Genomic DNA, 18,304 nt, shown 5'->3' with positions numbered 1-18,304 from the left:
GACCTCGTCGGCGGCGTCGTCGTCTCCGGTCAGGTAAGCGGTAGTCACGTGTCGGTGCCCGCTGCGAGGATGGGGACCGTGCCCCGACCCTCCTCGCGCGCGCCCTTCGTGGCCCGCGCCGCCGAGCTCGACGTGCTCGCGGCGGCGGTGGACCGTGCGCGCCGTGGGGAGCCCGGCGTCGTCCTCGTCGGCGCGGACGCCGGCGTCGGCAAGACGCGCCTCCTGACCCGCGCCGCGGAGCTCGCGGCCGAGGGCGGGGCGACCGTCGTCTGGAGCCACTGCGTCGACCTCGGCGAGGTCGGCCTGCCCTATCTGCCGTTCTCCGAGGCGCTGGCGACGCTGCGCGCCCAGCACGCGGCCGTCGACGAGACCGTCGCGGTCCGCCCGGCGCTCGCCCGCCTGCTCGACGCCGCGAAGCCCGCCGACGAGGAGCAGAGCCAGGGCGAGCGGCTGCAGCTCTTCGAGAGCATCGCGGCCGCGATCGCGGCGTCGGGCACGCCCGAGTCGCCGCTCGTGCTCGTCGTCGAGGACCTGCACTGGGCGGACCCGTCGAGCCGCGACGTCCTGCGCTTCGTCGTCGCGCGGCTGCGGGCGGAGCACGTCCTCGTCGTCGCCAGCTACCGTGCCGACGACCTGCACCGCCGTCATCCGTTGCGTCCCGTCCTCGCGGAGCTGCTCCGCCATCCGCGCGTCGAGCACGTGCCCCTCTCCCCGTTCACGGAGCGCGAGCTGCGCGAGTTCACCACCGCGGTCGCGGGCGGCCCGCTGCCCGACGGCGAGTTCGAGTCCGTGCGGACGCGCTCCGAGGGCAACGCGTACTTCGCCGAGGAGCTCGTCGAGTCCGGGCTCGGCGACGAGCTCCCGTGGTCGCTCGCGGACGTGCTCCGCGCCCGGCTCGAGGCGCTCGACCCCGCCGTCCAGCACCTCGTCCGCGTCGCGTCGGTGTCCGGCCGCCAGGTGAGCGAGCCGCTCCTGCGCGCGGCCGTCGCGCAGAACTCGGCCGACGCGGGCGGCCCGGCACCCACGCACTTCGACCAGGCGCTGCGCGAGGCGATCGCGCACCACGTCCTCGCCGTCGAGGGCGACGGCGGCAGCGACATCGTGGTGTTCCGGCACGCGCTGCTCGCCGAGGCCGTCGCGTCGGACCTGCTGCCCGGCGAGCGCGTCGGCGTGCACCGTGCCTACCTGCGCGCGCTCGACGACGACCCGACGCTCGGCTCCCCCGCCCTGCGCGCGCACCACGCCCTCGCGGCGCACGACCTCCCGGCCGCGCTCACGGCGTCGCGCTCGGCCGCCCGCAAGGCGGCCCGCGTCCTGGCCCCGGCGGAGGAGCTACGACACCTCGAGCAGGTCCTGGCGCTGTGGCAGGCCGTGCCCGACGCCGAGGCGCTGCTCTCGGAGGACCGCGTCACCGTGGCGCTCGCCGCGGCCGGGGCGGCGAGCCGCGCCGGCGAGCCCGACCGCGCCGTCGCGCTCGCCCGCAAGGTGGTGGAGGGGACCGCGGACGACCCGCTGCGCCAGGCGTCGCTGCGGCACGTCCTGTCCCGGTACCTGCTCGGGACGGAGGCCGTCGAGGAGGTCCTGGCGCACACCGAGGCCGCGCTCGCCGTCCTGCCCACCGAGCCGCCGTCGCTCGACCGCGCGTGGACGCTCGCGATGCGGGCGCGCGCCGCGATGAACGCGGACCTCGACGAGCTCGCCGTCGAGGTCTCGGCCCAGGCGCTCGACGTCGCGCACCGTCTCGACGCGCCCGACGTCGAGGCCGACGTGCTCACGACGATGGCGATCCTCGAGGTCGCCGACGACGACCGTGCCGCCTCGCTCCTGGCACAGGCGCGTGAGCGGGCGGTCGAGGCGGGCGACATCGTCACCGAGCTGCGGTGCTGGTACAACATCGCGGCGAACCGCTACTACGCCGGCCACCTCGCGGCCGCGCTGGACGTCTCGCGCGACGGCGTCGACAGGGCCCGCGCGACCGGGCTGGGCTGGAGCACCTACGGCGTCGAGCTGCGCCTCTTCCACGACCTCGTCCGGTACGCCCTGGGAGACCTCACGCCCACCGACACGGCGGGCGAGACGATGCCCGAGGGCTCCGCCGCGGCGCTGTCGTGCGTCCAGCTCTACGCCGCGGTCGCGCGCGGCGACGAGGACGCCATCCTCCGGGGCGCCGCGCTGCGCCGCGAGTGGTCGCGCGACGGGCAGATCGCCCTCATCTCCGGCGGGTGCTCGATCGACGCGCTCACGCGGGCCGGGCGGTACGAGGAGGCGGTGGCGCTCGCGGTCGAGCTCGTCGAGCACCTGGGCCGCACGTGGAGCGACTACTTCCTCGGCCGCATCTGGCTCTCGGCGCTCGCGCTCGCGGCCCTCGCCGACGCCGCGGGTGCTGCACGGATGCAGGGCGCGGCGGGCACCGCGGAGGTGGCCGACCTCGTGGCGCGGGGCGCCGACCTGCTCGAGGCCGCACGGACCACGGCCGAGCGCGGCCGACCGCGTGGCGGGCGGCTCGGACCCGAGGGCCGCGCGTGGCTCGCACGCGCCGCCGCCGAGCACTCCCGGCTCACGGGCGAGGACGACCCCGCACTGTGGGAGGAGACGACGAGGGCGTTCGACTACGGCTACCGCTACGAGGTGGCGCGCTCGCGCTTCCGGTGGGCCGAGGCGCTGCTGGGCGCGGGCGACCGCAACGCCGCGGAGATCGAGGCGGGCCAGGCCCTGGAGGAGGCGGAGTCGATGGGCGCCGCCCCGCTCGCCGAGGCCGTGCGCGCGCTCGCCCGGCGCGGACGCCTCGACCTGCCCGGCGTGCGCCGGTCGACGACGGCGGTCCTCACCGACCGCGAGGAGGAGGTCCTGCTCCTCGTCGCGCAGGGGCTGACGAACCGGCAGATCGGCGAGCGGTTGTTCATCTCGGGCAAGACCGTGAGCGTGCACGTGTCCAACGTCCTCGCGAAGCTCGGCGCGTCCGGGCGCGCCGAGGCGGTGTCGCTCGCGCACCAGCGCGGGCTGCTCGAGGTCTGACGCGTGGCGCCCGACGCGGCCGCCCCGGGCGTGCTCCTGCTGCTGCGCCACGGCCAGAGCACGTTCAACGCGCGGGACCGCTTCACCGGCCTGCTCGACGTCCCGCTCTCGGACGAGGGCGTCGCCGAGGCCCGACGCGCGGGCCGCCTCCTCGCGGACGCTGTCGCCCGCGACCCCGGGCTGACCCCCCGACGCGTCGTCACGTCGCCGCTCGTCCGCGCCTCCGGGACGGCCGCGATCGTCCTCGACGCGCTTCCCGGCCCGCCGCCGCTCGTCGTCGAGTGGCGGCTCGTCGAGCGGCACTACGGCGCGTTCACGGACAAGCCGCGCGACGTCGTCCGGCGCGACTACGGCGAGGCCGCGTACTGGCGCTACCGCCGCTCGTACCTGCACCGGCCGCCGCCGCTGGCCGACGACGACCCCGCCCGCCGACGCGTCGACGACACCCTCCTGCGGCTGCCCGACGCCGCGCGCACCGGGCTGCGCCACGACGCGGAGTCCCTCGCCGACGTCGTCGAGCGCCTGCGGCCCTTCTGGGCTGCCACGCACGACGCGCTCGCGCGGGGCGAGTCGCTGCTCGTCGTGGGCCACGGCAACTCGCTGCGCGCGCTCTCGATGCTCGTCGACGAGCTAACGCCCGAGGAGGTCCAGGACCTCGACCTGCCCACCGGGCACCCGCTGGTCCACCGCTTCGCGGCCGCGCCCGACGGCGCACTCGTCCCCGTGGTCCGCGGCGGCACCTACCTCGACGCCGACGGCGCCGAGCACGCGATCACCGACCTGCGATCGCGCGGCGGCACCTGACGCGCTCACCGGCCGGCCGTCGGCCGGCACCGGATCACCCCGCAGCGTCGGCACCGCGAGTCACGGCGACTGCCCGGCCGCTCTCGCCTCGTACCACGCCGCCTCGGCGATCATCACGTCGATCGCGCACTGGCGCCAGGCGTCGCCGTCCACCTCCTGCGGGTCGGGAATCGAGCGGTCGGGGAGGGTGAGGGGCGCTGGTGAGCCGCGCTCGGCAAGGCACGCGAGCAGCAGTTCGTGGTCGTCCGAGGTCGTCGCAACGACTCCGGCGAGCGGCAGCAGTGCCTCGACCACGTCGTTCTCGGCGGGGTCCGCGTAGTCCCTCGCCGGTTCGGCAGTTTCGGTTGGCGGATCGAACACCACGGCGCACGAGAAGTCCTCGGGGACTCCCACGGGGACGGGCCCGCAGTCCTGGATCATGTGCGACCGCGCGCCGTACCACAAGATGCCCCGGACCCCCGGGGCCGGTTCTGTGCCGCCACCTACGACGGCCGCGAACACGTCCACCTCGTGGGGTGTGTCTCCGCCGATCCGAGCGGTCGGCAGCTCGAAGGTCGTCACCTCACGCCCCGTGGCGTCCGTGATCGCGTCCGTGAAGGCGACGAAGGTGCGCCACGGCGCAGACCGCCACCTCTCAGAGGGCTGGACGCCGACCAGCAGTGTCCGCCCGCCGCCCGCCTCGAGCACGACCGACCCTCCGGAGTACTCGTCGACGTCGACCGTGGTGCCGCCGGGCCTCCCCGCCCGGAGGTCCGCGAGGGCGTCGTCCCCGCCGGCGACCAGCCGGGTGCCGAGCGAGACGTGCCCCAGGTCGTTGTCGCTCGTGACCTCCAACAAGAACCGCTCGCCGTCGCGCCACGCGCCGAGGCCGAGGTCGAGGACGTACGTGCCGTCGTCGCGCAGGTAGGTCGCGGGCTCGGTGACCGCGACGACACCGGGCGCGACCTCCGTCGTCGTGGGCTCGGCGACGACGACCTCGTCGCCGGGTTCTCCCGCGACGACGTTCCGCGCGAGGTCGCGCAGACCCGCCGGGCCGCCCGCCGTCGCGACCCCTGCACCGACGACCACCAGGGCCACGACCGACGCCGTCGCCGTGAGCGCCTGCCGACGCCGGGCGGTGCGGCGGCTGGAGCGCAGGACGTCGTCGAGGTCGAGCGTCGACGGAGGGACCGCCGCCCGCGCGCTCCCACGCAGCCGGACGACGAAGTCGTCGTCGGGAGGGGTCGGCACGGTGCTTCTCGACGTGGACCTCATCGCGGTGCCCTTCGGGTCGTCGGGGTGGCGGCGTCGGACTCGGCTCCGTGGCTCGCCCCGAGGAGGACGCGCAGCCGGGCGAGGCCGCGCGACGCCGTGGACTTCACGGTGCCCACGGGCATGCCGAGCTCGGCCGCGACCTCGGCCTCCGACAGGTCGAGCAGGTGGCGCAGCACGACGACGCGACGCTGCTTGTACGGGAGGGTCAGGAGCGCCCGCACGACGGCGTCGCGGTCGTCGACCGTGCCCGTCGCGCCGGCCCGCCCCGGAACGGACAGGCCTCCGGACGTGGCGCGCGCGAGGTCGTCCGGTCCGGCGAGCACCTCGCGGCGCGTGCGCCGCCAGGTGTCGACGCGCAGGTTGGCGAGCACGCGGCGTGCGTAGGCGATCGGTTCGCCCTCACGGGCCCGTGACCACGCGCGGTACGTCCGCTCGAACGTCTGCTGGGTCAGCTCCTCCGCGCGGTGCCGGTCCCCGCACAGCAGGTACGCCATGCGGTGCAGCGGGTCGCGCGCCTTCCGCATGAAGGCGGCGAACTCCTCGTCGCGCGTGCGCCGAGCCCTCACCTCGAAGCCGTCCTCGATGCCGCCCGCGGTACCGACCACGGCGTCGGGGTCCGGACCGTCGCCGTCGAGCACCTCGTCGTCGGTACCCTGCGCGCTCGCCCCCGGAGGGTCCAGGTCGAAGGCGAGGGGCCGCCGTGTCGCGCCCGCTCCGGCCCTCATCGCGGCGCGCTCGTCCTGGACAGCGGGGAGCGCGCGCCGTCGTGTGGTCGTCTCACGAACGGAACACGCAGCACACGCCCCGCAGGTTCCCTCTCCACGGTCAGGAGCCTCTCATCCGCCGATTTCACCCTGCCGCGCGCCCGGGTGGCGCGGCTTGCACTGTTTGACCGGCCTCGTCCTGGTGATACTGGAGCATGACCGAGGCGCAGGCGATCCACGAGCTCGTCCAGGCCGGGCTCGCCGCACCTGTCGCGGACGAGTCGTTCGACCGCTTCGCACGCCTCGTACACCGCCAGCTCGGTGTCTCCTCCGCGCTCGTCACGCTCGTGCTCGAGGACGAGGCGGTGCTGCCGGGCGCGCTCGGCCTCCCCGAGCCGTACCAGTCCGAGCGGCGCACGCCGCTCAGCCACACGTTCTGCCAGTTCGTCACGAGCGACGCGCGCCCGCTCGTCGTGGAGGATTCCCGTTCGGTGCCGCACCTGGCGCAGCTGCGCGCGGTGGACGACGTCGGTGTCGTGTCCTACGCCGGGTTCCCGATCTTCGACCCGCACGGCCGCGCCGTCGGCTCCCTCTGCGCGTTCGACAGCACACCGCGCCTCTGGTCCGACGAGGACCTCGCGACCCTCGCCGACCTCGCGTCAGCGTGCACGTCGGAGCTGCGGCTGCGCCTCGCGCGCGAGCGGGCCCGCCGGATGCAGCGCGTCGCGCTCACGGCGAACCGGAGGTCGCGGCTCCTGCTCGAGCTCTCGGAGTCCTTCGCAGCGGCGACGTCGGTGAACGACGTGGCCGAGCGGCTCGTCACCGTCGGCGCGGTCATCGGCGCGCGGTACGCGGGGCTGGCCACGCTCGACGCGTCGGGCACGCGCATCGAGTACGCGAGCCTCGACCACCTGGAGCCCGGCGTCCCCGCCTCGTTCCGCCGGATGCGGCTCGACGCACCGCGCGGGGCGGCGATCGCCGCGCGCACGCGGGAGCCCGTGTTCTTCCGCGACCACGAGGAGTACGCCCGCGCGCTGCCGGAGGCGGCGGCGCTCCTGGCCCCGGACGGGGTCGGGGCCCGCTCGTTCCTGCCCGTGGTGTCCGGCACGCGGCTGCTCGGCGTGGTGACCCTCGCCTGGGACGGGCCGCGCGACTTCGACGGCGACGCCGTGAAGACCGAGACGGCGATCGCGTCGTACGTCGCCCACGCGCTCGACCGGGTCCGGCTGCTCGAGGAGCGGCATCGCGTGGCGACGACGCTCCAGGCGGCGATGCTCACGGAGCTCCCGGCGGTGCACAGCGCGGAGCTCGCCGCGACGTACGCGTCCGCGACGCGCACGGACCAGGTCGGGGGCGACTGGTACGACGCCGTCGTGCTCGACGACGACGCGTTCGTCCTCATGATCGGCGACGTCACGGGCCACGACATGCGGGCCGCCGCCCAGATGGGGCAGCTCCGCTCGATGCTGCGCACGTTCGCGTGGTGCCAGGACGAGCCGCCTGCGACGCTCCTGCGGCTGCTCGACCGCGCGAACCGCGGTCTCGCGCTGCAGGCCAGCGCGACGGCCCTCGTCGTGCGGCTCGACCGCAGCCCGCGCGGCTTCGACGTGACGTGGTCCAACGCCGGCCACCCTGCGCCCCTCGTGCTGCGAGCGGACGGCACCGTCGACACCTTCGACGCCCACCCGGACCTCATGCTCGGCGTGCTGCCCGGCACCGACCGGCACGACCACCGGGGCGAGCTCGCGCCCGGGGACACCCTCCTGCTCTACACGGACGGCCTCGTCGAGCGACGCGGCGAGTCCTACCAGGACCGGCTCGCCGGCCTGCGGGCGACGCTGGCCGACCACGTCGGTACGGCGACCTCCGCGCTCCCGGACGCCCTCGTGCGGCGGCTGGTCGCCGGCGAGGCGCGCGACGACGTCGCCGTGCTCGCGCTGCGCGTGCGCCACCGGGTGGCGCGCCGGCCCGGACCCGGGCGGCCCAGCGTGCTGACCCGGACCGTCGGGCACACGTCCGCGGACATCGGGCCGGCGCGACGTTGGGTCGACGACGTGCTCGAGAGCTGCGACGTCACGCCCTCGGTGCGCCGGATCGCGATGCTCCTCACGAGCGAGCTGCTGACGAACGCCGTCCAGCACGCCGACGGGCCCGTCGAGGCGCAGCTCGAGGTCGCTCATCGCCTGCTCCGGATCGGGGTGCGCGACGGGTCGACCACTCCCCCGCGGCTCATGTCGCCGGACCCGCACGAGACCGGCGGGCGCGGGGTGCAGTTCCTCGAGCGGTGCGCGACGCGCTGGGGCGTCGAGGAGCACGACGGCACGGAGGGCGCCGACGACGTCCCGGGCAAGACGGTCTGGTTCGAGCTCGAGACGGACGCCTGAGCCTGCTCTGGGCGGTGTCGGAGGCCGGGCGTAACGTGTGACGTGGGCCACCTCCCTCCAGGCCGAGCCGTGCGCTCACGACCCTCGAGACCCTCGAGACACCGAGAGGCAGCAACCATGACCGACCTCGCCACGACGACGACGTCCACCGCCCGGACGGCGGCACCCGCTCCCCTTCCCCACCGCGACGAGCTCGACGCCGCGCTCGACGGCTATCGGCGCGAGCTCACGGGCTACTGCTACCGCATGCTCGGCTCCGCCTTCGAGGCGGACGACGCCGTGCAGGAGGCCTACCTGCGCGCATGGCGCTCCTACGACAGGTTCGAGGGCCGCTCGTCCCTGCGCTCCTGGCTCTACCGCATCGCGACCAACGTGTGCTTCGACATGCTCGGCTCGCGCAAGCGGCGAGAGCGCCCTATGGGGCTGGGCGGGCCGCAGCCCGCCGAGGTCGAGTACCTCGGCCAGGTCCTGCCCGAGGAGACCTGGGTCGAGCCGGTGCCCGACGACCGCGTCCTGCCGCACGACGGCGACCCGGCGCAGGTCGCCGTCGGCCGGGAGAGCATCCGCCTGGCATTCGTCGCCGCTCTCCAGTACCTCCCGCCCAAGCAGCGCGCGGTCCTCCTGCTGCGTGAGGTCCTCCGGTGGCAGGCGAGCGAGGTCGCCGAGCTGCTGGGCACGTCCGTGGCCTCCGTGAACAGTGCGCTGCAGCGCGCCCGCGCAACCCTGGCCGCGCGCGTGCACTGGGACAGCTCGGGGCTCGGCGACGGGGAGGACCCCGCCGAGGGCGCCGCGCCCGCACCCGCCGGGTCGGCGACGCCGTCCGGCCCGGCGGACCAGGAGCTGGGCGAGGAGGAGAAGCGGCTGCTCGAGCAGTACCTCGACGCGTTCGAGCGCTACGACATGGACGCGCTCGTCGCCCTCCTGCACGCGGACGCCACGCTCTCCATGCCGCCGTACCCGCTGTGGATGCGCGGCACGGAGGACATCGTGCGGTGGATGACGGGCCCGGGGTGGGAGTGCGAGGGCTCGCGCTTGATCCCCGTGGCGGTGAACGGCACCTTCGGCTACGGCCAGTACCGCCGCGCGGAGGGCGGTGGGTACGAGCCGTGGGCCCTCCAGGTGATCGAGACGGAGGGCGGGCGCGTCACGGCGATCAACGCGTTCCTCGACACGGCAGCCTGGTTTCCGCTCTTCGGCCTGCCGGAACGCCTCGAGGACTGACCGACGAACCTGCGGCCGGCCGGCCGGCGGTCAGCCGGCCGCGGCGGTTGCACGTCAGCCGAAGGTCTCGAGCAGCGTGCTCCGCTCCGCCTCGGTGAGGTTGGTCGCCACGAGCGTGCCGTGCACGCCGTGGAACCGCTCGCCGACCTTGTCGAGGTCGCCGTCCTCGGTCACGACGAACAGCGCGGAGGACCCCGGCGTGACGCCCGCGCGGATCCGGTCGAGCTGGTCGGAGTCGATCCCGACGGCGGCCATCGCCTTGGACGCGGCGCCGATCGCCGCGCCCGCCGCCGCCCCCAGGACGGGCGCGAAGAACAGCGACCCGAGGAGCAGGCCCCAGAAGGCGCCCCACCCGCTGCCGCGCCACTCGTCCTGGTGACCGCGACGCGTCGTCGGCTTCGCGGCGCCCTCGGGCCACGACACCACGGCCGTGTCGACGATCCGGATCGCGCCCTCGGACGCGGAGCCGTGCAGGATCGACGACGCCTCGTCGGCCCCCTCGGGCGAGTCGAACTTCCACACCGTGAACGTGGCCATCGTCGGTTCCTCTCTTCCTGGCTGCTCAGCCGAGCAGCTTGGCCTTGGCGGCGGCGAACTCGGCGTCGTCGAGGATGCCGGACGCGTGGAGCTGGCCGAGGCGCTCGAGCTGGGCGAGCAGGTCGTCCTGGGCGGCTGCGGCGGGAGCGGCGGCGGGCGCGGGAGCGGGCTGCGCGTACTGCGCCGCGGCCTGCTGAGCGGCGGCGTCGATGCGTGCCTGCTCCTCCTGCGCGGCGGCCTGCTGCGCCTCCCAGGACTGCTGCGCCCGGGCGTTCTGCCGCCGCGAGACGGCGCCGGCGGTCGCCTGGGCGGTACCGGCGATGACGGCGGTGCGGGCGGCGGTCCCGATGAGGCCGGGACGGCCCATGCGACGGAGAGGCATCTTCTGCTCCAGGTTCGTTTCGATGGTGTCTGGTGACGTGCGCTGGCGGTCCGCCGTGCCGCGGGTCGGGCGTCCCGCTCGGAGGCCGGCGTCAGTCCTCGACGAGCGCGAGGTCCGCGACCTCGTTGACGACCTCGGCGGGGATGCGCTCGCTGAGCAGCACCACGCCACCGGCGTCGTTCGCGGCGGCGACGACGCCGCGGGCCCAGGTGTGCTCGACGACGAGGACGAGGGCGGACGTGCCGGGCGCGAGTCCGCCGGCAATCTCGTCGAGGTCCTCCTCGCCCGCCAGGCCGGCTCCCGTGAGCTCGACGTCGGTGATCTCGAGCTCGTCCCCGAGGTCGGTGACCTCGAGGAGCTCGACGTCGCCGTCCTCCGAGCGGCGGACCACCGCGAGGTCGAGCAGGGTCACCGTCCCGGCGGCGAGGACCTCGAGGACGGAGGTCTGGACGTCGGCCGGGATCCGGTCGGCCGGGAACGCGATCGCGACGATCTCGACCGGACCGAACGTGGACGTTGCCATGGGTGCTCCTAGCGTCGGGTGCTTCTCGGTGGCAGCGGGTCTCGGGTGCGCGGGGTGTCAGCGGGCGGCGCGTTCGGCCTCGTCGCCGTGGACGACGAGCGCCCAGAGGACGAACACGTCGAGCACGATCGTGACGAGCGACCACCACGGCGTGACCTGCAGCGTCGTGAACTGCGCGATCGCGTTCAGGACGACGAGGACGATCGCGACCATGCGTGCCCAGCCCCTGCCGGAGAGCAGGGCGAAACCGGTCAGGATGAGCAGCGCGCCGATCACGAGGTGGATCCAGCCCCACGTCGACACGTCGAGGACCACGACCCCGGCGTCGGTCACGCCGACGAGACTGTTCGGGGAGAAGACCGCGACGAGTCCGCTGATCGCGTTGAAGAACCCGAGGGTCACCAGGACGATGCCGGCGAACCAGACCCAGCCGACCCATGCCGAGACCTGCGACGAGCGTGCCATGTGAGTCCTCCTGGACATCCGGACGGCGGGACGTGGGCGTGCGCGTCGATCGTGGCACTCCGTGACGCGGTCGGCATCCGGAACGAGCGGCGCGCCCGCGCGGCCGCGCCTGGGGCCCACAGCTAGGTTCGTGCCATGACGACGCCCCCGGCTGCGGACGACCCGTACACCGACGTCCCGGACGAGGGGACGCGCCCGGTGCAGCACGACTCCCGACGACCGCCGCGCTGGGTCCCGCGCGCGCTGGCCATGGCCGTCGTGGCCGTCTTCGTGGGGATCTTCGCCTGGTACGCGCTGGGCCAGCTGCAGGCGCTCGGGATCAACATCCTCATCGCGTTCTTCATCGCGCTCGCCCTCGAGCCGATCGTGGTGTGGCTCGTGCGGCACGGGTGGCGGCGCGGCGCGGCCGCCGGGGTGTCGCTCATCGGGTCGATCGTCGTCGTGCTCGTCGTGCTCGCGCTGTTCGGCAACCTGTTCGTCCAGCAGCTCATCCAGCTCGTCCAGACCCTCCCGGAGGTGTACGAGCAGATCCGCGACTTCGTCCAGCAGCGGTTCGACCTCGAGCTCCCGGAGTCCGACGAGCTGCTGCGCCAGGCGTTCGAGCAGTTCGGCCAGGACGTCGCGTCCGGGGCCATCCTCGTCGGCACGACGATCGTCGGGGTGATCTTCGCCGCGCTGACCATCCTGCTCGTCACGTACTACCTGCTCGCGGCGGGACCGCGGTTCCGTGCCGGGGTGTGCCGCTGGCTCACCCCGAACCGGCAGGAGGAGGTCCTGCGCCTGTGGGAGATCACGCAGGTCAAGGTCTCCGACTTCATCAACTCGCGCATCGTCCTCGCGGCGCTGTCGAGCGCGTTCACCCTGGTGTTCCTGCTCATCGTGCAGACCCCGTACGCCCTGCCGCTCGCCGTCTTCACGGGCGTCGTGTCGCAGTTCGTGCCGACGATCGGTACGTACATCGGCGGCGCGCTGCCGGTCGCCGTCGCCCTGACCTCCCAGGGCCTGCCCCAGGCGCTCGCCGTCCTCGCGTTCATCATCGGCTACCAGCAGCTCGAGAACCTGTACTTCTCGCCCAAGGTCTCCGCCCGCGCGCTGGAGATGAACCCGGCGGTGAGCTTCGTCGTCGTGCTCGCGTTCGGCGCGGTGTTCGGCGCGCTCGGCGCGTTCCTCGCGCTGCCGATCGCCGCGACGATCCAGGCCGTCGCCAACACCTACCTGCAGCGGCACGAGCTCATCGAGTCGGACATGCTGCGCGACCCTGGGAAGAAGAAGGACGACGACGGCCCCGGCAAGGACAAGCGGGACCGCAGGGCGCGCCGTCGTCGCAGCAACAAGGAGGCGGCGCTCGAGGCGGCGCGGACGGTGGACGAGCGGCGCGAGCAGGGCATCGAGTAGGCGGGCCCTCAAGGCCCGGCGCACGCCCGTCCGCTACAGGTTCGCGATGCCGTCGCCGAGCATCTTGGCGCCCAGGACGAGCAGCAGCACGGCCATGATGACCGCGTTGTTGCGGATCATCCACGTCTTGAGGCCGTCGAGCATCGCGGCGGCGCGGTCGCCCGTGAAGAGGTAGATGAAGACGGGCGTCGCCACGCCGACGCTCGCGACGAGCGCGAACACGATCGCCGCGACGACCTTGGCGTTCGTGTCGTCGCCGGCCGCCGTCGCGATCGCCACCCCGCCGGAGACGACGAGCAGCAGGTTCTTGGGGTTGACCGCCCCGAGGAGCACCGCGAGCCCCGCCGCCTTGGGCGGCGTGAAGCCGTCGATCGCCGCCATCCACTTCGGCGCGGGCGGCTCGACGCCGTCGCGCGGGCGCCCGCGCCACTGCTTCACCGCGAGGAGCAGGAGCGCCAGGCCGAGGACGATCTTGAGGATCGCCGCCCAGAGCGGGGGGCCGGTGTCCTCCCCGTCCGCCCCGGCTCCGGCGAGCAGGGCGACGACGAGCGTCACCGCACCGACCGCGAGGAACCAGCCGACGAGGAACGAGAACGCGTTCGCCTTGGCGCGCCCGCTCACGAGCATGAGCACGACGGCCACGATCGGCAGCGGGCTGATGAGCACACCGACCGCGACGGGGAGGGACTGGCCGATCGCCGCGCCCATGCGAGCCTCCTAGGCGTTCTCTTCGAAGGCCGCGCGGAGCTTGGCCTCCTCCTCCTCGGAGAGGTTCGTCTGGACGAGCTCGCCGTGGATGCCCTCCGCCTGGAGCGCGTCGTGCACGCGGCTCACGACCGCACCGGACGTGAGGACGAACAGGGCGGACGTCCCGGGCGTGACCTTGCTGCGCACGGAGTCGATGAAGTCGTCGTCGATGCCGACGTCGGTCAACGCCCCGGCGAGCGCGCCGGACGCCGCGCCGATCGCCGCGCCGAGCAGCGGGACGAAGAAGAGGAGACCGAACAGCAGGCCCCAGAACGTGCCGCCGAGGGCACCGGCCGCGGTCGTGCTGTTGCCCTGGCGGGTCTTCGGCTTCTTCTTGCCCTCCTCCCAGGACACCGTCGCGGCGTCCTGGACCTGGATGAGCTCCTGCTTCTGGAGTCCGATGAGCGCGTCCTCGGCGCGCTGGGCTCCGTCGGGGGTGTCGAACTTCCACACGGTGAGCGTTGCCACGTCAGACCTTCCTGGTTCAGGTGCGATGCGTCGGCGCGCAGGGCGCCTGGTCGCGTCGAACGTATCGCCGGGGACCGCGTTCCGCGCGGCGAGCGCTGCGCACCCGCGGCGCGGCTCCGGTGGCGGTCGCGGCGGTTCCCGGAAGGATCGGTCCCGGACGGTCCACCACGAGCGGAGGTAGGTCGATGACGGGACCCGGGAACGGCGGTCCGCGAGCCGGCAGCGTGGGCGGGCAGGCGGGTGCCGCCGTCGCCCGGCGCCGGCCCCCGCTGCTGTTCGGCTCCCTGCGCGGGTACCAGAAGGCCTGGTTGCAGGGCGATCTCGTCGCAGGGCTCACGGTGTGGGCGGTGCTGGTGCCGGAGTCGCTCGCGTACGCGACGATCGCGGGCGTCTCACCGGTGGTCGGCCTGTACGCGGCGGTGCCGTCGTTGATCCTGTACGCCGCGTTCGGCAGCTCGCGGCACCTGGTCGTGGGACCCATGTCGGCGACGGCGGCGCTGTCGGCGAGCGTGGTGGCGGTGTTCGCGCCGGGTGATGCCGCGTTCTACGCCGCGCTGACCACCGGCATCGCCCTGGTCACCGGGGTGCTGTGCCTGGTGGCGGGGGCCGCGCGCCTGGGGTTCGTCGCGTCCTTCATCTCCGAGCCGGTGCTCAAGGGGTTCATCGTCGGGATGGCGCTGATCATCATCATCGGCCAGGTGCCCGCGCTGCTCGGGGTGGAGAAGGGCGAGGGGAACTTCTTCGAGAAGGCCTGGGCGATCCTCACCGAGCTCGGCACCGCGAACGGGACGACGGTGGTCCTGGGCGTAGCCACCCTGGCGATCCTCCTCGCCATCAAGCGGTGGGCGCCGAAGGTGCCGGGCTCGCTCGTCGCGGTGCTCCTCGGCATCGGTGCGATCCTGCTGTTCTCGCTCGACGACCGGGGCGTAGAGATCGTGGGCCCGATCGACGCGGGCCTGCCCGCCCTCGGGTTCCCGGACATGGACTGGGCCGACTACACGGCGCTGATCGGCCCCTGTGCCGGGGTGATGCTCGTCGGGTTCGCCGAGGCGCTCGGAGCGGCGAAGGCGTACGCGACGCGCGAGGGGTACGACATCGACCCCAACCGCGAGCTCATCGGCATGGGTGCGGCGAACCTGGGCTCGGGCCTGGCGTCCGGGATGGTCGTCAACGGCAGCCTGTCGAAGACGGCGGTCAACGGCGGCGCGGGAGCCAGGAGCCAGGTCTCGGGCCTCACGGCGGCGGTGCTTGTGGTGCTCACGCTGCTCTTCCTCACGCCCGTGTTCGAGTCGCTGCCCGAGGCGACGCTCGCCGCCGTCGTCATCGCCGCCGTGATCGAGCTCGTGGACGTGCACGCGCTGCGGCGCCTGTACGGGTACGCCACCCCGCTGTCGAGGAAGCTCTACGGCGGCGCGGCGCGCAACGACTTCTGGGCCGCGGCCGCCGCGACCGCGGGGGTGCTGGTCTTCGACACGTTGCCCGGTCTGGTGATCGGCGTCGTGCTGTCCCTGCTCCTGCTGCTCAGCCGCGTCTCCCGCCCGCACGTGGCCCGGCTCGTGCGCAGCCCCGACGGCGGGTGGGTCGACGACGCCCGCCGCGCCGCGCTCGGACGCCCGGCCGGCGAGCAGGTTCCCGGAGTTCTGGTCGTGCGCGTCGAGTCCGGGCTGTTCTTCGCCAACGCGGACACCGTCCGGACGACGATCCGGGCGCTCGCCGAGGCGGAGCGCCCACGCACCGTCGTCCTCGACGCGGGGACCGTGCCGTTCCTCGACTCCGCCGCGGCCGAGATGCTCGTGACCCTCCGGACGGACCTCTCCCGCCTCGGCGCCGACCTCGTCCTGGCGCGCGACGTCGGCCAGTTCCGCGACGAGCTGCGCGCCGTCGTGGAACGCGACGAACGACCCGCGGTCTACCCCGACGTCGACGCGGCGATCGCCGGAGAACGCTCGGCGTAGGAGGTCGGCAGGTCGCCGCACCGGAACGCGCGGCGACCGGCCATCAGTCCTTGGCGGTGGCGGCGCGGATCTTCTTGGACTCCTGGCGCGCGTCCCACCAGCGCGTGAGCACGAGCCACCCGAGGAGCCAGCCGCCCAGCGCGGAGATCAGCCAGACGACGACGGTCGTCCCGATCCACGTCGACGCGCCCGAGATCTCGAGCCCGTCACCGATGAGGGTCGCGACCCACAGCGCGAGGAACGTCGAGACGAGGCCGATCCCGCCGAGGATTGCCGAGGCGTACTTGCGCGCCACGTTGAAGACGAAGGGCGCGAGGACCGCCTGGGCCACGGCGAAGATCAGGACGGCGACGACGAAGCCCGAGGCGTGCACGACGACGTCGTCGAACAGGCTCGAGGCGACGAGCAGGCCCACGGCCGCGAGCACCACGTTGATGGCGAAGCTGAGCAGGAACCGGATCATGCCGTAACCGTGCTCCGCGTCCGCGGGTTCCGCAACCGCTGGCCGCAGCTCATTTCCGGTGCAGGGCCGACCGCACGCGGGACCACAGGCGCTCGACCGGTCCGGGCGGGCGGACCACGGGGATCGGGGCCGTCTCGACGCCGCGCACGAGCCATGCCTCCGCGTGCTTCACGGCGTCGGCGGTGGACTCGCCCAGCATCGGTCGGGCCGGGAACACCTTGATGCGCTCGTGCAGCCGCACGTCGATGACGTGTGTGAACTTCTCCGCGAGCTCCGGGTCCACCCCGCTCACGTAGAGACGGCCCCCGCGGTCGCCGAGACCGTCGGCGTAGTGGGCGAGCACGGTGAACGCCGTGGCACCGAGCGTCGCGCGCCCGCGCAGCCGCAGCACGACGACGGCGTCGTGCGCGGCGCCGGGCTCGGGCAGCGCCGCCTCGAGCGAGCGGGCGCCGGCGTAGAACAGGCTGCCGTAGACGTCGAGCACGGTCACGGACTCGTCCTCCAGGAGTCGCGGGGCGCGCTCCTCGCGAAAGCGCCCGCCCTCCAGCGGGACCAGGCGCACGATGCGCAGGTCCTGCGACTCCCGGTTCGCCTGCAGGAGGATCGACAGCGCGGCACCGATCCCGACGGCGGCCGCGACGGGCAGCAGCAGGGTGGCGAGGAACGTCGTGACCATCGCGATCTGCGACTGGTTCCCCGTGCGCCACGCCGTCGCCATCGCCGAGAGACGGATCGAGCCGACGGCGGCCACGGCCAGCAGGGCCGCGAGCGTCGCCGACGGGACCTGACCGACCGGCCCGGACAGCGCGACGAGCACGACCAGCACCCAGACGCCCGACATGATCCCCGCCCAGCGGTCGCGCGCCCCCGCGGCCGTGCTGACCGCCGTCTGCCCCACGGAGCCGCCCACCGGGATGCCGCGGAAGAACCCGACGGCGATGTTCGCGATCCCCTGGCCGACGAAGTTCCGGTTCGCGCTCGCGCGGTGGCCGCCGGGGTTCGGGACGGACTCCGCGACCCCTGCGCCCTGCACGAGCACGATGGCCGCGACGGCGAACGCGCCCACCGCGACGTCCACGGAGAGCGAGCCGAGGTCGGGGACCGCCGGCTCCGGGAGCCCGACCGGGATGGCCCCGGCGTCGGCGACGAGCTGCACGGAGCCCGCGTGCGCGAGCCACACCCCGACGGAGGCGAGGACGAGCGCGACGACGGCCGCGTACGGGGCGATCCGCGTCCGCGCGACCGCGAGCAGCACGACGATCGAACCAACCCCCACGACGACGGTCGGCCAGTCCCACGTCCCCAGCGACCGCAGCACCTGGTACGCCTGGACGAGCGCGAGCGACGCCGTCGGGTCCGTGCCGGTGAGGTCGTCGAGCTGCCCCAGCAGGATGTTCACCGACACACCCGTGAGGAATCCGGTCATCACCGAGTGCGACACGAAGCCCGTGAGCCGGCCCAGGCCCGCGAGCCCCGCGGCCACCATGACGACCCCGGCGAGCGTCGTGAGCAGGATGAGGGCTGAGAGCCGGTCCTCGGGCGCCACCTCGGCCAGCGCGGAGCCGGCCGCGAGCGCCGCCGCGCTCGTCGTCGTGACGATCATGAGCCGCGAGTCGACCGTGAGGCCGCCCGCGATGCGGCCGACCGCCGTCGCGTACAGACCGTGGATCGGGTTGACGCCGACGAGCGTCGCGGACGCCATGCCGTCCGGGACCCCACCGACGGCCCCGGGGACGCCCGTGCCCGCGGAGCGCCAGAACGTCCCCGGTGCCGGGCGGACGCCCCGCCACCACGCGGCTACGGCACGCACCGGGCGGATGCTCACGACGCCCCGCTCGTCATGCCGTCACCTTCCGGTCATGCCCCAGCCCTCCGGCGCTCCGCGTCGTGCGCTCAGTCGTCACGACCCTGCCACAACGCCCTCGCGTCGTCGCGCCGACGGGTAACCGCCGCGACGCGGGCGTCAGCACGGTTCGGGACCCGCCCA

The 18,304-nt window shown here is 74.1% G+C and carries 16 protein-coding genes; 6 read left to right on the top strand and 10 right to left on the bottom strand.

Translation table 11 applies throughout. From position 1 onward, the window contains the following. Positions 1-78 precede the first annotated feature (78 nt). Positions 79-3,015, top strand: a complete 2,937-nt coding sequence (locus tag ACMXGY_RS01165) for a helix-turn-helix transcriptional regulator (protein WP_483775061.1) — start codon at positions 79-81, stop codon at positions 3,013-3,015. Positions 3,016-3,018: 3 nt separating this feature from the next. Then, a complete protein-coding gene (locus ACMXGY_RS01160) occupies positions 3,019-3,819 on the top strand; it encodes a 2,3-bisphosphoglycerate-dependent phosphoglycerate mutase (RefSeq protein ID WP_483775060.1) in 801 nt (266 codons plus the stop codon). A 60-nt stretch (positions 3,820-3,879) separates the two neighbouring features. Here ACMXGY_RS01160 and ACMXGY_RS01155 read toward each other — a convergent pair whose 3' ends face one another. Both ACMXGY_RS01155 and ACMXGY_RS01150 read right to left on the bottom strand, forming a co-directional pair. Then, positions 3,880-5,049 carry a hypothetical protein gene (locus ACMXGY_RS01155; RefSeq protein WP_483775059.1) on the bottom strand — a complete coding sequence of 390 codons (1,170 nt, stop codon included), beginning with the start codon at positions 5,047-5,049 and terminating at the stop codon, positions 3,880-3,882. Positions 5,050-5,069: 20 nt separating this feature from the next. Next, positions 5,070-5,798, bottom strand: coding sequence for a SigE family RNA polymerase sigma factor (locus tag ACMXGY_RS01150; RefSeq protein WP_483775058.1), 729 nt, complete (start codon positions 5,796-5,798; stop codon positions 5,070-5,072). A 194-nt stretch (positions 5,799-5,992) separates the two neighbouring features. Here ACMXGY_RS01150 and ACMXGY_RS01145 point away from each other — a divergent pair, with 194 nt between their 5' ends. Next, the gene (locus ACMXGY_RS01145) at positions 5,993-8,161 is read left to right on the top strand and encodes a SpoIIE family protein phosphatase (protein ID WP_483775057.1); all 2,169 of its coding nucleotides are present in this window, start codon (positions 5,993-5,995) and stop codon (positions 8,159-8,161) included. Positions 8,162-8,278: 117 nt separating this feature from the next. Further along, positions 8,279-9,382: a sigma-70 family RNA polymerase sigma factor gene (locus ACMXGY_RS01140; protein WP_483775056.1), complete on the top strand. Its 1,104-nt coding sequence runs from the start codon at positions 8,279-8,281 to the stop codon at positions 9,380-9,382. Positions 9,383-9,436: 54 nt separating this feature from the next. Here ACMXGY_RS01140 and ACMXGY_RS01135 read toward each other — a convergent pair whose 3' ends face one another. The 4 genes from ACMXGY_RS01135 to ACMXGY_RS01120 form a co-directional block, all read right to left on the bottom strand. After that, positions 9,437-9,919, bottom strand: coding sequence for a DUF1269 domain-containing protein (locus ACMXGY_RS01135; protein ID WP_483775055.1), 483 nt, complete (start codon positions 9,917-9,919; stop codon positions 9,437-9,439). Between the two features lie 25 nt (positions 9,920-9,944). Then, entirely contained in the window at positions 9,945-10,301 is a 357-nt protein-coding gene (locus ACMXGY_RS01130; RefSeq protein ID WP_483775054.1) for an SHOCT domain-containing protein, read from the bottom strand. 91 nt (positions 10,302-10,392) lie between these two features. Beyond that, positions 10,393-10,824, bottom strand: a complete 432-nt coding sequence (locus ACMXGY_RS01125; RefSeq protein ID WP_483775053.1) for a DUF6325 family protein — start codon at positions 10,822-10,824, stop codon at positions 10,393-10,395. Between the two features lie 57 nt (positions 10,825-10,881). Beyond that, positions 10,882-11,289 carry a DUF7144 family membrane protein gene (locus ACMXGY_RS01120; RefSeq protein WP_483775052.1) on the bottom strand — a complete coding sequence of 136 codons (408 nt, stop codon included), beginning with the start codon at positions 11,287-11,289 and terminating at the stop codon, positions 10,882-10,884. 135 nt (positions 11,290-11,424) lie between these two features. On the opposite strand from ACMXGY_RS01120, the gene ACMXGY_RS01115 reads away from it, so the two are divergent. Continuing rightward, positions 11,425-12,684 (top strand): AI-2E family transporter, encoded by a 1,260-nt coding sequence (locus ACMXGY_RS01115; RefSeq protein ID WP_483775051.1) that lies wholly within the window; start codon positions 11,425-11,427, stop codon positions 12,682-12,684. Between the two features lie 33 nt (positions 12,685-12,717). Here ACMXGY_RS01115 and ACMXGY_RS01110 read toward each other — a convergent pair whose 3' ends face one another. Continuing rightward, on the bottom strand, positions 12,718-13,392 hold the full coding sequence (locus ACMXGY_RS01110; protein WP_483775050.1) for a GAP family protein: 675 nt from the start codon (positions 13,390-13,392) through the stop codon (positions 12,718-12,720). Between the two features lie 9 nt (positions 13,393-13,401). Further along, a complete protein-coding gene (locus ACMXGY_RS01105; protein WP_483775049.1) occupies positions 13,402-13,899 on the bottom strand; it encodes a DUF1269 domain-containing protein in 498 nt (165 codons plus the stop codon). A 185-nt stretch (positions 13,900-14,084) separates the two neighbouring features. On the opposite strand from ACMXGY_RS01105, the gene ACMXGY_RS01100 reads away from it, so the two are divergent. Continuing rightward, the gene (locus ACMXGY_RS01100) at positions 14,085-15,854 is read left to right on the top strand and encodes a SulP family inorganic anion transporter (protein WP_483775048.1); all 1,770 of its coding nucleotides are present in this window, start codon (positions 14,085-14,087) and stop codon (positions 15,852-15,854) included. Positions 15,855-15,897: 43 nt separating this feature from the next. Here ACMXGY_RS01100 and ACMXGY_RS01095 read toward each other — a convergent pair whose 3' ends face one another. Continuing rightward, the gene (locus ACMXGY_RS01095; RefSeq protein ID WP_483775047.1) at positions 15,898-16,317 is read right to left on the bottom strand and encodes a phage holin family protein; all 420 of its coding nucleotides are present in this window, start codon (positions 16,315-16,317) and stop codon (positions 15,898-15,900) included. 49 nt (positions 16,318-16,366) lie between these two features. Beyond that, positions 16,367-18,127: a SulP family inorganic anion transporter gene (locus ACMXGY_RS01090; RefSeq protein ID WP_483775046.1), complete on the bottom strand. Its 1,761-nt coding sequence runs from the start codon at positions 18,125-18,127 to the stop codon at positions 16,367-16,369. Positions 18,128-18,304: the final 177 nt, after the last annotated feature.

This window comes from Cellulosimicrobium sp. G4 BAM 1002, assembly GCF_057126935.1.
The sequence above is the reverse complement of the archived record's forward strand: the minus strand, read 5'-3'. Positions and strand labels throughout refer to the sequence as shown.

Coding starts and splice junctions, on each gene's coding strand:
- ACMXGY_RS01150 (WP_483775058.1), bottom strand. CDS start 5,798: ATGAGGGCCGGAGCGGGCGCGACACGGCGGCCCCTCGCCTTCGACCTG.
- ACMXGY_RS01145 (WP_483775057.1), top strand. CDS start 5,993: ATGACCGAGGCGCAGGCGATCCACGAGCTCGTCCAGGCCGGGCTCGCC.
- ACMXGY_RS01140 (WP_483775056.1), top strand. CDS start 8,279: ATGACCGACCTCGCCACGACGACGACGTCCACCGCCCGGACGGCGGCA.
- ACMXGY_RS01135 (WP_483775055.1), bottom strand. CDS start 9,919: ATGGCCACGTTCACGGTGTGGAAGTTCGACTCGCCCGAGGGGGCCGAC.
- ACMXGY_RS01130 (WP_483775054.1), bottom strand. CDS start 10,301: ATGCCTCTCCGTCGCATGGGCCGTCCCGGCCTCATCGGGACCGCCGCC.
- ACMXGY_RS01125 (WP_483775053.1), bottom strand. CDS start 10,824: ATGGCAACGTCCACGTTCGGTCCGGTCGAGATCGTCGCGATCGCGTTC.
- ACMXGY_RS01120 (WP_483775052.1), bottom strand. CDS start 11,289: ATGGCACGCTCGTCGCAGGTCTCGGCATGGGTCGGCTGGGTCTGGTTC.
- ACMXGY_RS01115 (WP_483775051.1), top strand. CDS start 11,425: ATGACGACGCCCCCGGCTGCGGACGACCCGTACACCGACGTCCCGGAC.
- ACMXGY_RS01110 (WP_483775050.1), bottom strand. CDS start 13,392: ATGGGCGCGGCGATCGGCCAGTCCCTCCCCGTCGCGGTCGGTGTGCTC.
- ACMXGY_RS01100 (WP_483775048.1), top strand. CDS start 14,085: ATGACGGGACCCGGGAACGGCGGTCCGCGAGCCGGCAGCGTGGGCGGG.
- ACMXGY_RS01095 (WP_483775047.1), bottom strand. CDS start 16,317: ATGATCCGGTTCCTGCTCAGCTTCGCCATCAACGTGGTGCTCGCGGCC.